Here is a 13,269-nt window from a genome sequence, read left to right on the forward strand (position 1 = left end):
CAAATTGCAAACGATTGCACATTTATGATGCAAACGTTTGCCAATAAGAGGAAGTCAACCAAACTCACGATCGACCCAGATGATAAAATAACATCAGATTAGATCAATTCCATACCATGTTATGAATATTTCTCTATCACCAGGAACGCTGCGGGGCTTTGCCAAAACAGCCTACAATCTTCCTTAATTATTAATGACCACACAGCTGCCCTTGCCGCTGATACAAAATACAATGGACTAAACTGTAATCGACACCCGGACGCCCGTTCCGGCAGAATCCCGTTATCAATAATGCTAATCACAATTACTGTACAAAACTGATCTTGATGAGAAAATTTCACGTAAGAAAGCTGCTGCTCTTACCAGGAGCAGGCTTCCTGGTTGCCGGCCTTTGGGCATTGCCCGCCAGGGCCAAGCCGGCAGACCACACGGAAGCATCCTTCGCCCTGCATGCCGCGGATGAAATAAAAGGCACCGTGGTGGATGCCTACGGTAAACCGCTCCCCCTCGTGGAGATCCGCGTAAAATCTTCTTCCATTACAGCCCTTACCAACACTGATGGCGAATTTTCCATTAAAGCCCAAAAAGGCGATGTGCTGGTGCTTTCCCTCAAAGACTACAACAGCACGGAACTCACCGTAAACGATGCCGCCGCTGTTACCATCAGGCTTAAACAAAAATTCCGTGCAAACGATTCCACTTACCAGATCCTGTATGGTACGCAGAAACGAAGCACCAACCTCCAGGCCATCTCCGAAGTGTACACCCAGGAACTGAACAAAACCTTTTCCACCAACATCTACGGAATGCTCACCGGCCGCATGGCCGGGCTTGCCGTTTCCACCCAGGCCGGCCTCCCCGGTTTCATCGACGAGAACGCTGCCAGTCTTCGCGACCGCGCTCCCATGGTGATGATAGACGGAAGCCCCGGACGAAATGTGCTCAGCCTCAACCCTGAACAGATCGAATCCGTTACGCTCCTGAAAGACGCCCTCGGCACCGCCATGTACGGCATGCGCGCAGCCAACGGCATCCTCATGATCACCACCCGCAAAGGCGACGCAGGCCCGCAGCGCATCGATTTCACCGCATCGGCCGGGGTTACACAGCCCACCAAAACGTATTCGCCCGTGAGCGCCTACGATTTTGCGCGCCTGTATAACGAAGCGCTTGGCAACGACGGAAAGCCGGCCGCGTATTCAGATGCAGACCTCGAAGCCTACCGCACGCACTCGGATCCTTTCGGGCACCCGGATGTGGACTGGCGCAGGGAAGCGCTGAACAAAAACGCTTTATTCCAGCGTTACAACCTCAATGTATCAGGCGGCAGGGAAAACGCCCGTTACTTTGTAAGCCTGGATTATATGAACCAGAACGGCCTCTTCAAAACCGAGTCCTTCAATAAATACAATACCAACGCCGATGTAAAACGTTACCAGGTACGTTCGAACGTAGACGTGAAGGTGAACCGCAGCATTTCCGCTTCGCTCAACATTATGGGCCGCATACAGACCAATAATGAACCGGGCGACCTGGGGCTAAACATCATGAGCTCCATTCTCACCACACCGAGGAACGCTTACCCGGTAAAGAACCCGGACGGCTCGCTGGCCGGTAATTCCAACTACACCAACAACATCTACGGGAGAACCGTGATGAGCGGCTACAACAATCTCTATACCCGCGACCTGAATGCGGACCTCAACCTGCGCGGCGACCTGGGCGACCTGGTGAAAGGCATGTGGATAAAAGGCACCGCTTCCTTCTACACCAATTTCACCGAGCTGATCCTGCGTTCCAAAGACAACGCGGTGTACGGTATGCGCATAGAACCCTCCGGCGATACCACCTACCAGAAGTTCGGCGAAAGCACAGATATGTCGAACGGCACCGGTACCAATACTACGGAACGTTTCCTGTTCACCGAAGCGCAGCTGGGCTACACCCGCAACTTCGGCAAACATGGCGTGAACGCGGTCATCACCGGCAGCAACGACAACCGTACCCTCGGCAACCAGCTACCCCAGTACTTCATTGGCCTGGGCGGCCGCGTACAATACAACTTCGACGAGAAGTACATGGCCGAGTTCGCCGCAGGTTACAACGGCACGAACCGCTATCACCCCGACCGGCGCTACGACTGGTTCCCGGCTTTCGGCCTCGGCTGGAACATTGCGAAAGAAAATTTCATGCAGTCCGCCTCCTGGATAGACATGCTGAAGCTCCGCGCCTCTTACGGCAAAGTGGGCAACTCCTTCAACAGCAACCGTACCTTCGGCAACGGCGAATCTTACTACATCTACAACCAGTACTATGTAACCGGTTCCGGCTACAGCTTCGGCACCACGCACTCCGGGCTTACCGGCGTAAGGGAAGGCACGCTGAACAACCCGTTCGTGACCTGGGAAAAAGCCAAAAAAGCCAATATCGGGCTGGACCTCGGCATCCTGGACAACAAGCTGACCTTCTCCGCGGATTATTATAACAACAAGTTCTACGACGTGCTGATGGTGCGCGGCAGCAACACCGCCCTGCTCGGTATCGCCTACCCGCAGGAGAACATCGGCGTAACGCGCTATACGGGCATGGAGTTCAATGTCAATTACCAGAACAGCGTGGGTAATAAACTGAGCTACTGGGTGAATGGCAACCTCACCATCGGCAAAGGAAGATCGGAATACCTGGACGAGCCTGTCAAGCCTTACCCCTGGCTGATGCGCACAGGCCGTTACACCGGCATGAGCTACGGCTACCTGTCAGACGGGCTGTTCAGCACAGACGAAGAAGCGCAGAAAGCCCCGCAAATACCCGGCGCCAACCCGAGGGCCGGCGATATCAGGTACAAAGACCTCAATGGCGACGGCGTGATCAACGCATTCGACGAAACGCTGATCACCCCGGAAAAACCGGATGTGTATTACGGCCTGAACATGGGTCTTTCCTGCCATGGCTTTGATGTGGCCTTATTGTTCCAGGGCGTTGCGAACCGCTACAGCACCATCCGCATCACGGAGTTCGGCAATGAGGGCAGGAACACTATCTATGACCTTCACCTGGACCGGTGGACGCCGGAAACCGCCGCCACCGCCACTTATCCCAAGCTGGCCATCGGCGGCAGCTTCAACAACGGCCAGAATTCAGATTACTGGATACAGAACACCAGCTACCTGCGCCTGAAAAACGTTGAAGTAGGCTACACCCTTCCTTATGCGCTCACCCGCAGGATCAGGATCGCATCCACCAGGCTGTTCGTGAACGGCTCCAACCTCCTCACCTTCACCAGGGTGAAATACACCGATCCCGAAAACCTGAACGGCTCCTATCCTATCCTGAAAGCGCTGTACGCAGGTATCAACATTAAATTCTAATGCATTTTCCCATGAAGAAATTAATTATATCCATCCCGGTCTTTGCCCTGCTCATATTGGGCGGTTGCATGAAGAAGGGGGAACAAGGCCCGCTGGAGAACCTGGACGAGAGTTACATCTTCGACCCGGTGGACAAGAACGGCGCCTATGCAGAACAGTTCCTGACAGACATCTATGCCAATATGCCCAACGGCTGGAACCGCATCAACAACTCCATGCTGGATGTGGCCACAGACGACGCGGTACCTTCCATGAACGGCAGCGACATCGAGGAGCTGATCTTTGGCAGGGTGAGCCCTTTCATCAATCCTGAAGACGCCTGGGTGAAGAACTACACAGGCATCCGCAAATGCAATGTTTTTCTCGAAAAGATAGACAGGGTGCCTAAAATAGAAGAGACCAGGAACTTCTGGAAAGCCGAAGCGCGCTTCCTCCGCATACTGTTCTATTTTGAGCTCGTGAAACGCTATGGCGGCGTTCCGCTGATGGGCGACAAGATCCCCACCCTCCAGGACGACCTTTCCTATCCCCGTGCTTCCTATGAAGCATGCGTGAACTATATGGTGACCGAGCTGGATGCCATCAGGGGCCTGGTGCGCAAAGAGCCGCTGCCCGACTCAGAATACGGCCGCATCAGCGAAGGCGTGGTGCTGGCGCTCAAAGCAAGGGTCCTGCTGTATGCAGCCAGCCCGCTCTTCAACGAAGGCAATGTTGGCGCCACTGCCGCGCAGAAAGCCGTGGCAGGATATACGGACGTTTCTCCCGCCGCCGTGCAGGCCCGCTGGAAAAAAGCCGCAGATGCCGCGAACGACCTGATCCAGCTGGGCGTTTATGGCCTGGAGACCTCCGCCAACTACCTGAACATCTTCGTTACCCGCAAGCACAAAGAGATCATCTTCTCATACCTGCGCGCCAATACCAACGACGTTGAACAAAATAACGGCCCCGTTGGCCATACCAAATTCGGGTTCAAAGGTTACACCAGTCCTACCGAAGACCTTGCAGAAGCCTTCCTGATGAAGAACGGCAAGGCCATTACCGAAGCCGGCTCAGGCTTCAACCCGAACAATCCCGCCACCAACCGCGACAACCGTTTCGCCATCGTGTTCTTCTACAACGGCGTGAAGTACATGAACCGCAACACCGAGCTGTGGGAAGGCGGGCTGGACAATCCCACCGGTACCAGCATTGTAAAGACCAAGACCGGTTATTACCTGAAGAAGTTCATGTACAACGCCGCCAATTCCACCGCCCTCGCCACACAGGCGCATAACTTCCCGCTGTTCCGTTATTCGGACGTGCTGCTGAGCTTTGCAGAAGCCACCAACGAGGCAGACGGGCCCACGCAGGACGCTATCGACAAGCTGAACCAGGTCAGGAGCCGCGGCGGCTTTACCACTCCCATCGCCGCGGGCGTAACCAAAGAAGAGCTGCGCGAGCTGATCCGCCATGAGCGCCGCGTGGAGCTTTGCTTTGAAGAGCACCGCTACTGGGACCTGCGCCGCTGGAAAACTGCGGAAACATTGCTGAACAAAACACTGAGCGGCAACCACATCGTAAAGAACCCCGACAATACTTTCACCTATTCAAAAGTACCGGCGGGCCAGATACGGTTCGAGGCGCCGAAAATGTACTTCTATCCCATCCAGCAAAACGAACTGTACAGGAACCGGAACCTCATTCAGAACCCGGGTTGGTAAACACTCAAAAGGCAAACGTTATGAAAAGAACTATAATCACTTTACTGCTCCTCTGCTCCCTGGCCCATGTATTTGCCCAGGTAGTAGAAAGGAGAACCGTTACCGGAACCGTGAGGGACGCCAACGGTCCTGTTCCCGGAGCCATCCTGTATGAAAAGGATGTGACCAACAACGGCACCAGCACCAACGAGAACGGCCAGTTCCAGCTGGTAGCGCGCGGCGCGCAGCAGGTGCTGATCGTGAAGCTGGTAGGCTATCTTCAGAAAGAAGTCAGCATTGCAGGCAGGAACAATATCGCCATTACCATCGAGCAGGACGTGAAGGGCCTGGAAGAAGTGCAGATCGTGGGTTATGGCCAGACCACCAAGCTCAGCAAGACCATTGCATCCAGCTCCGTTACCGGCGACGAGATCCGCCGCGTGCCTACCGCCAGCCTGCAGAACGCGCTGGTGGGCAAGCTGCCGGGGTTCTTCTCCATGCAGCGCTCCGGCCAGCCCGGTGAAGACGGCGCCGTGTTCATGATCCGCGGCATCACCACCTTTGCCGCCAACAGGGACGTGTCGCCCCTGATCATTGTAGACGATGTGGAATTTACCGGTAACTTTTCCGATATCGATCCGGAGCAGGTGGCTTCCGTTACCATCCTGAAAGATGCCGCTTCCGCTTCCGTTTACGGCATCAAAGGCGCGAACGGCGTGATCGTGGTGACCACCATCCGCGGGGCGAGCGGCAAAGCTTCCGTAAGGCTTACTTCCAACACCGGCTGGCAGCAGAACAGCATCCGCCCGCACTTCCTGAGCGCTTACGACATGGCGCGCCTGCGCAACGACGCGCTGGCAAGCGACGGCCTGCCCCTGGAATTCACCAACGAAGACCTTGAGCACTGGAAGAACGGCACCGATCCCTTCGGCCACCCGGACATCGACTGGTGGGACGTGCTGATCCGCAAGTCCGCCATGCAGACCAAGAACAACCTCAGCATCAACGGCGGCACCGATAAAATGAAATACTTCATTTCCATCGGCCACCTCTGGCAGAACGGTATCCTGAACAACTTCCAGGACCCGGACTCAGACGTGAACCCGAATTTCTACCTGAAACGTTATAACTACCGCTCCAACCTGGACTTCCAGGTGACGCCCACGCTGGACCTGAGCATGGACCTCTCCGGTTACTTTACCGAGCAGAACCAGCCAAACACCCGCGGCCGTGCGAACAGGAACAAGATCTGGTTCGAGATATTCGATTACAAGGCACTGCCTCCTTTCGCGTATCCCATCCGCAACCCGGACGGTACTTACGGCGCGGCGCCTGAAACGATCGTTACCGGCGGCGGCGCGGGCAACAACATCGTGGCCCGCCTCGAAAAAGGCGGTTACCGCCGTAACTACGAAAGCGACATCCAGCTGAACCTGCGCGCGTCGCAGAAGCTGCACTTCATCACCCGCGGCCTGAAGCTCAGCGGCCTGCTGTCTTACTCCAGCAACCAGGATTTCGTGAGAAGCCTGGGCCGCACCAACATCCTTTCTTACATCTACAATTCAAAGACCGGGGAATACACGCCCCTGCTGGCCAACAACTACAGGGATGAAAAATACACCCTGACCGCCGGCGAAAGCACCACAAAAAAACGCCTCAACCTGCAGCTGAGCCTGAACTACGACACCGTGTTCAACAAACGTCACCACGTGTATGCGCTGGTGTTAATGAACCAGTTCAACTCCAGCGACGGCGCTGATATCCCCGAGAAATTCAAAGGCTACACCTTCCGCCTGGGCTACGACTACAAAACCAAGTACCTGGTGGAACTGAGCGGCGCCTACAACGGTACCGACCGTTTTAAATCCAGCGAGCGTTACGGTTTTTTCCCCGCCATCTCCGGCGGCTGGAACATTGCCGAAGAGCCGTTCTTCAGGGATAATGTGCGGTTCATGGACCTGCTCAAGATCCGCGGCTCCATCGGTATGACGGGGTCCGACAACCTGAACAACACCTACCAGTACCTCTACGAACACGTGTACAACACCGGCGCTGGCTACAACTTCGGCGTAAGCCCCAAAGCCTTCACCGGCATTTTCGAAGGCACGCTCGGCAACGACGATATCAGCTGGGAAAAAGAAACGCAATGGAACATCGGTACAGACATGAACTTCTTCAAGAACAAGCTGTCGTTTACCGCCGAATATTTCCACAAACGCCGTACAGACATCATGATGGAGCGCGGCAGCCTTTCCAGCGTGATCGGCATCGGCCTGCCTCCTTCCAACCTCGGCAGGATAAAGAACTCCGGCTATGAGCTCAACATCGACTACAAGAACCGCATCGGCACCTTCAACTACCGCATCAACGCGAACATGGCCCGCGCAAGGAACATGATCGAGTACATGGATGAAGGCATGCCTCCCTATCCCTGGATGAAACAGACCGGCGGACAGGCTGACCGTGAAAAAGGATATGAGTTCGTCGGGTTCTACCAGAGCGAAGAAGACATCGACAAGAGTCCCCTGCCCGTAGGCGCACGCCCGCGGCCTGGAGACATTAAATACAAGGACCTTAACGGCGACAACAAGATCGACTCTTACGACCAGAAGTACTACGACTTTGCCAACACACCCACCAACAACTACGCGCTGACGCTGGCAGGCGACTGGAAAGGCTTCAATTTCAGCATCACTTTCCAATCCGCCACCAACTTCAGGATCGGCGCGTTCGCCGAAGCAGTGACGCCCTTCTTCGGCAACCTGCGCCAGATACACCTGGACGCCTGGACGCCGACCAATACGGACGCCGCTTTCCCGAGGCTCTCCACCCTGGACAACATCAGCAACGCCCTTTCCAACAAATCCGATTTCTGGACCGTAAAAGGCGATTATATCAAGCTGCGTAACGCGGAGATCGGGTATACCCTGCCCCGCGAATGGGTAAGAAGAATGCGCCTGCAACAGGTAAGGCTATACGCAAACGGCTCCAACCTCGTTACCTGGATGCTCGGCCCGAACCTGTACGACCTGGATCCGGAAGTGACCTCCAATACCGAAGGCGGTGTGTATCCGAACCAGAAAATATACAACGTGGGTTTAAACGTTAACTTCTAACAACCGCGAACATGAAAAAAATTCAGACATATATCCTTTTCGGCCTTGTGACCGCCGGCGTTTATACCGCCTGCAAACCCAAGGACCTGCTGGAGAAAACAGAGACCACCACCTTGAACGAACAGGTGGTATTTTCCGACAGTGTGCGCACCCTCAATTTCGTAACCGCTATATACAGCGACGTGGGCCTTTACAACTTCCAGAAAAGATGGGGTAACGGCGGCAGTCTTGCCGAATGTGCGGATGAAGGCACCTCCCGCCTCTTCGGCGGCACGCAGCCTTACGTGGTGGTGGCGCTCAGCACCACATCCGCCAATTCCACCGGCCCTTACATCAACGTATACGATGGCGGCTGGAAAAACATCCGCAGGGTGAACACTTTCCTGAAGAACATCGGCAAAACACCGATGGCCGAAGAAATGAAAACACAGCTGAAAGGCGAAGTGCGCTTCCTCCGGGCATGGTACTACTGGCAGATGCTGCAGTATTTCGGCGGCCTGCCCCTCATCAAAGACAGCATTTATTCCAATACGGACTACATTACCCAGCCCCGCGCCAGCTACGAAGATTGCGTGAACTACCTCGTATCAGAGCTGGACGACGCGGCAGGCATGCTGGCGGCCACACCTGACCAGCAGGAGCAGGACTACGGAAGGGCCAACAAGGGCATGTGCATGGCACTGAAAGCGCGCATCTTGCTCTATGCGGCCAGCCCGCTGATCAACAGTAAACCGCAGTATAATACGGTAAGCCTGAACCCCGCCGTTGAAAAGGCCATCAGCTACGGCAACTACGACCCCGCCCGCTGGCAGCGCGCGCTCGACGCCTGTAACGATGTGATCAATTCCGGCTGGTATTCGCTGGTGGAAGACAACTCCAATGCATCAAGGCCTGGCGACGGTTTCTATAAGCTGTTCATCACCCGCTTCAACAGCGAATACATCTTCCCGGCCATGTTTGCCGCCAACCGCCAGATCGAGCAAAATTACCTGCCCGATTCCAGGGACGGCAACGTGAATTCTTCGCCCACTTATAACCACTCCAAAAGGTTTGGTACCATCACCGGCAAGCCCATCGCCACCGCGCCGCTTTCCGAATATGATCCGGCGAAACCCTTTGAAGGCCGTGACCCGCGCTTCGGCTACACATATCTTTACAACGGCGCCCTCTGGCGCACCACCGGCAGCAGCACCAGAACACCCGTGTGGACGCATGTAGGTGCGCCGACAGACGGCTTCGACGTGAGCCTGGTATACACCGGTATGTTCTGCAGGAAATTCTGCCACGAATCCGCCACCGGTTCCAACGGCACCAACCCGGACCGTGTGATGCCGCTGATCCGCTACGGGGACATTCTCCTGATGGCCGCCGAATGCCTCATTGAGCTGAACCGCGTGGAAGAAGGCATCGACCACATCATCGCGATCCGTAAAAGGGCAGGCATCAAACCCGGCGGCGACGGCCGTTACGGCATACCCGCAGGCATTTCACAGGACGACGCACGAGCGCTGTTGAGGAATGAAAGAGCTGTGGAGCTCAGCTTCGAAGACTCCCGCTTCTGGGACGTACGCCGCTGGAAAACCGCCATTACCGAGCTGAATGCCACCATGACGCGCATCAGGATCACCAAGCAGCCTGACGGCAAGTTCACCTACGAAGAAGTACCGCTGAATAAAAATCCGGTTCACTACTTCTTTGAGCAGAACTATTTCTTCCCCTTCCCCGTTGCGGAGGTGATGAAGAATCCGAACCTGATCCAGAACCCTGGATACTAAACATATCAGGCGGTTGCTGAAAAGCGGCCGCTTACCAGGATGATCTTGTACAACAAAGGTTGCCGCATGGCAACCTTTGTTGTTTTTGTTTTAATGATTATCCGCTTAGTTAAGCTCATCATTGCGAAGGCCTCTCATTGCAAGCCCGGAGTCATTGGAGGAGCGGTAGCACACTAAAGCGGGCGGGGTAACGAAGCAAAAGCTCTCCGTCATTGCGCCGGTGGAACTTTCACCGCCTGCCTGGCCACTAATTTCCATTGACCGGCTTCTTTGCCGAAGACAAGCATTACATAAAGATTTACATTGCCTTCCTTGCCGCCGTCTTTCGTTTGCCCGGAGAGCGTATGCCGTACAATGGCCGTTTGCCCGGTGATGGCGATGGTTTGCGCGGAGAGGTCCATAGTGATGAAATCCGACTGGCCGCTTACGAGGTTACCAATGAACGAGGCCTTGTCTTCGATCCTGCCGTTGGAATGGCCATAGCTCAGCCTGGCGGCCGTAAGCCTTTCAAGGCCAGCCTTGTCTGCATCTATCATCGCCTTGCGGAGCGATTGCACAGCTGCGCCCACCGCCGTTTCGTCTTTGGACTGCGCCGAGGCGAACTGGAAAATGGTGCTGAATACCAATAGTGAAAAGAAGTGTTTCATGTTTTCATTTTTGTGGAAGAGCAAACAAAATACAAAAAAAAGCGGATGCCCCATTGCTGAAGCACCCGCACGCTATGGTACAGAAAAAAAATGATCAGTTCTCCGGCGGAAAATTGTAAGGCATCCAGGCAGGCAGATTGCTCAGCTCCTGCTTTGCATCCGCGCTGATGGGTATACCCCATTTTTCAAAGAAAGGCGCCACATTGCGGCCGCTCACCCGCGAGAAGGTGCGCGCCCAGAGGTCGCGTTTCTGCTCGTCTTTCCTTGCATAGCCGCCGTCGGGATCTTTTGCGGCCAGGGCCTGGTATTCACGGAAAAATTCTTTGAAGGTTTCCCATCCGAATGCTTCCTGCAATTGCCGGAACATGATCAGACCCAGGAAGGGACTGCCTTTCCATTTTTCGTAAGAAGCCCCTTCGGAAAAATATTTCTTCATCGCATCCTGCGTTTCTTTGTTGGACACACCGGTATGCGCATCGTCGCGGCCGCCCAGCAGCCGGTCGAACATATACAGCGAAAAGAAATTGCAGCTTACTTCGGTGGTGCCGCCAAATACCCAGTCCAGGTTCTGCATGTTATGCCCTATCTCATGAAAGAAGCCCCAGTTGGCGCCGCCCTTGCTGCCGATCATCAGCTTGAGCGGATCAGCGATCACGTCCGCACTCAACAGCCTTCGGCTGGGCGAGTGATGGATCATGATGGGGTAACCGCTGTGCATGAACCCGCCGCCGATGTGCTCGTCTATCACCATCCGCTGCGGACGGTAAAAGGGCTGCGGTATCTGCGCGAGTTCCATTTCCCCGCCAACGATCAGGTCCCACAGCGCCATCACATGCGCCGGGTCTGTTACTTTTTGCAGGATGGAATCCGGCACGGTGAGCACTACTTTGCCGGTGGCCAGCTCGCCCCAGGGCGCTTTGTTATTTTTCAGCTGCTCAGCCCATTGCTCAGGCGTGGTTTTGCCGGCAATGTACAAGGGCGCTTCCACGGCGCGGCTGATCTTCACCTGCCCTGCCCAGGAAGCGGCCTTTGGCTCCGCAGTCACATATATGAGCCCGCCGAACGGACTGGCGATGCGGGAAGTTGTTTTTTTCAGCAGATCTGTGCGAACGATGCGCGGCATCCTGCGCCAGTCTTCCTTGCCGGCCACCCACTGGTTCAGGTTGTCCGAATGGCTGCCGATCTGTATGCCGATGCCTTTGTCCAGCAGCTCCTTTGGAATGCTCACTTCGATATATTCCCCCGGCACGGCGTAGAGGCCGGTGCTGTACAGGTTTTCCCTCCAGGGCTGTGAGTAGTTCAGCCGGCTTACCACGGGCACCAGCGCATCGCTGATCTGCCGGTGGCTGATGTCCACGGAACGCGATACCCGCGCGGCGCCTTCTTTCACGGCGCCGGGAAACACGGCAGCGGAAGGATGCGCCTTGATCTTCGCATAGTCCGCAGATTCCAGCTGCGCCTTGCTCCATTCGGCGATGCCACGGCGGAAAGCAGTGTCTTTGGCGGATAAGCGGTTTTCGGGAGTAATGAGCACATTGGCCGGTGAAAGGGCCTGCGCGCCGGCGCACAGGTACGCCAATGCCGCGGCACAAGTAAGAGTAGCTTGCTTTATCATACAATAAAAATATTAAGAGTACGCCCAAGATAAAACACGCCGGCATTATCTCCAATGTTTTATGATGACCGGCATTTTCGTTAGATTAGCCATCTTAAACCGAACAAAAGATGAGACCGATCAAAATAGCGACCGCACAATTTGAGAACAGCAGCGGGGATAAGCAACAAAACCTTTCGGTGATCAGGAACCTCGCTGCGGCGGCCAAAGCAGACGGCGCCGATGTGATCGCCTTCCACGAATGCTCCGTGACAGGCTATACTTTTGCCCGCCACCTGGACAAACAGCAGATGCTGGAGCTGGCGGAGTTCATTCCCGCAGGGCCGAGCATTGAGCGGCTCAGGGAAATCGCCGAAGAACTTGATATCGTGATACTCGCGGGGCTTTTTGAAAAAGATGAGCGCAGCGATCTTTTCAAGGCATATGTGTGTGTGGACAAGAACGGGCTGGTGGCCAAATACCGCAAGCTCCACCCCTTCATCAACCCCTATCTCAGCAAAGGCGACCGGTACGTGGTGTTTGAGCTGCTGGGCTGGAAATGCGGCATCCTTATCTGTTACGACAACAACATTATAGAAAACGTGCGCGCCACGGCGCTTTTAGGCGCGGATATCATCTTCATGCCACATGTAACCATGTGCACCCCCAGCACGAGGCCGGGCGCGGGATTCGTGGACCCGCAGCTCTGGGAAAAGCGCCATGACGACCCAACGTCGCTGCGCCAGGAATTTGACGGCCTGAAAGGCCGGGCCTGGCTCATGAAATGGCTGCCCGCCCGTGCTTATGATAATGCTATTTACGCGGTGTTCTCCAATCCGATCGGTATGGACGACGACCAGCTGAAGAACGGCTGCTCCATGATCCTGGATCCGTTCGGCGACATTATTGCCGAATGCAGGAAGCTGGACAACGATTACGCCATTGCGCTCATTACTCCTGAAAAGCTGCAGCAGGCGGGCGGTTACCGTTACAGGAAAGCACGGAACCCCACGCTGTACAGGGATATCATCGGGCAGGAAAACGTGCCGGAGCAGAAAGTGGTGTGGATGGATGGGAAGGAGAAATAACT

7 protein-coding genes are annotated in these 13,269 nt (G+C 55.2%); 5 read left to right on the plus strand and 2 right to left on the minus strand.

Going from position 1 to position 13,269, the window contains the following annotated elements:
* The first annotated feature begins 326 nt into the window (after positions 1-326).
* The 4 genes from ACTJIK_RS18515 to ACTJIK_RS18530 are packed head-to-tail and all read left to right on the plus strand — an operon-like array spanning position 327 to position 9,938.
* Entirely contained in the window at positions 327-3,368 is a 3,042-nt protein-coding gene (locus ACTJIK_RS18515; RefSeq protein WP_440648813.1) for a SusC/RagA family TonB-linked outer membrane protein, read from the plus strand.
* An 11-nt stretch (positions 3,369-3,379) separates the two neighbouring features.
* Positions 3,380-5,068: a RagB/SusD family nutrient uptake outer membrane protein gene (locus tag ACTJIK_RS18520; RefSeq protein WP_440648815.1), complete on the plus strand. Its 1,689-nt coding sequence runs from the start codon at positions 3,380-3,382 to the stop codon at positions 5,066-5,068.
* A gap of 20 nt (positions 5,069-5,088) precedes the next feature.
* The gene (locus ACTJIK_RS18525; RefSeq protein WP_440648817.1) at positions 5,089-8,163 is read left to right on the plus strand and encodes a SusC/RagA family TonB-linked outer membrane protein; all 3,075 of its coding nucleotides are present in this window, start codon (positions 5,089-5,091) and stop codon (positions 8,161-8,163) included.
* Positions 8,164-8,174: 11 nt separating this feature from the next.
* A complete protein-coding gene (locus ACTJIK_RS18530) occupies positions 8,175-9,938 on the plus strand; it encodes a RagB/SusD family nutrient uptake outer membrane protein (protein WP_440648819.1) in 1,764 nt (587 codons plus the stop codon).
* 209 nt (positions 9,939-10,147) lie between these two features.
* Here the strand turns inward: ACTJIK_RS18530 and ACTJIK_RS18535 are convergent, their stop codons facing one another.
* Positions 10,148-10,585, minus strand: coding sequence for a nuclear transport factor 2 family protein (locus tag ACTJIK_RS18535; RefSeq protein WP_440648821.1), 438 nt, complete (start codon positions 10,583-10,585; stop codon positions 10,148-10,150).
* A 94-nt stretch (positions 10,586-10,679) separates the two neighbouring features.
* A complete protein-coding gene (locus tag ACTJIK_RS18540) occupies positions 10,680-12,200 on the minus strand; it encodes a M60 family metallopeptidase (protein ID WP_440648823.1) in 1,521 nt (506 codons plus the stop codon).
* A 110-nt stretch (positions 12,201-12,310) separates the two neighbouring features.
* Between ACTJIK_RS18540 and ACTJIK_RS18545 the strand changes: the two genes are divergently transcribed.
* On the plus strand, positions 12,311-13,267 hold the full coding sequence (locus ACTJIK_RS18545; RefSeq protein ID WP_440648825.1) for a nitrilase family protein: 957 nt from the start codon (positions 12,311-12,313) through the stop codon (positions 13,265-13,267).
* Positions 13,268-13,269 lie beyond the last annotated feature (2 nt).

The sequence above is a fragment of the Chitinophaga sp. 22620 genome, assembly GCF_052044405.1.
Taxonomy (GTDB): domain Bacteria; phylum Bacteroidota; class Bacteroidia; order Chitinophagales; family Chitinophagaceae; genus Chitinophaga.

What these genes read in the sequence shown, in the direction of transcription:
- ACTJIK_RS18520 (WP_440648815.1), top strand. Translation starts at nt 3,380, where the DNA reads ATGAAGAAATTAATTATATCCATCCCGGTCTTTGCCCTGCTCATATTG.
- ACTJIK_RS18535 (WP_440648821.1), bottom strand. Translation starts at nt 10,585, where the DNA reads ATGAAACACTTCTTTTCACTATTGGTATTCAGCACCATTTTCCAGTTC.
- ACTJIK_RS18545 (WP_440648825.1), top strand. Translation starts at nt 12,311, where the DNA reads ATGAGACCGATCAAAATAGCGACCGCACAATTTGAGAACAGCAGCGGG.
- ACTJIK_RS18515 (WP_440648813.1), top strand. Translation starts at nt 327, where the DNA reads ATGAGAAAATTTCACGTAAGAAAGCTGCTGCTCTTACCAGGAGCAGGC.
- ACTJIK_RS18525 (WP_440648817.1), top strand. Translation starts at nt 5,089, where the DNA reads ATGAAAAGAACTATAATCACTTTACTGCTCCTCTGCTCCCTGGCCCAT.
- ACTJIK_RS18530 (WP_440648819.1), top strand. Translation starts at nt 8,175, where the DNA reads ATGAAAAAAATTCAGACATATATCCTTTTCGGCCTTGTGACCGCCGGC.
- ACTJIK_RS18540 (WP_440648823.1), bottom strand. Translation starts at nt 12,200, where the DNA reads ATGATAAAGCAAGCTACTCTTACTTGTGCCGCGGCATTGGCGTACCTG.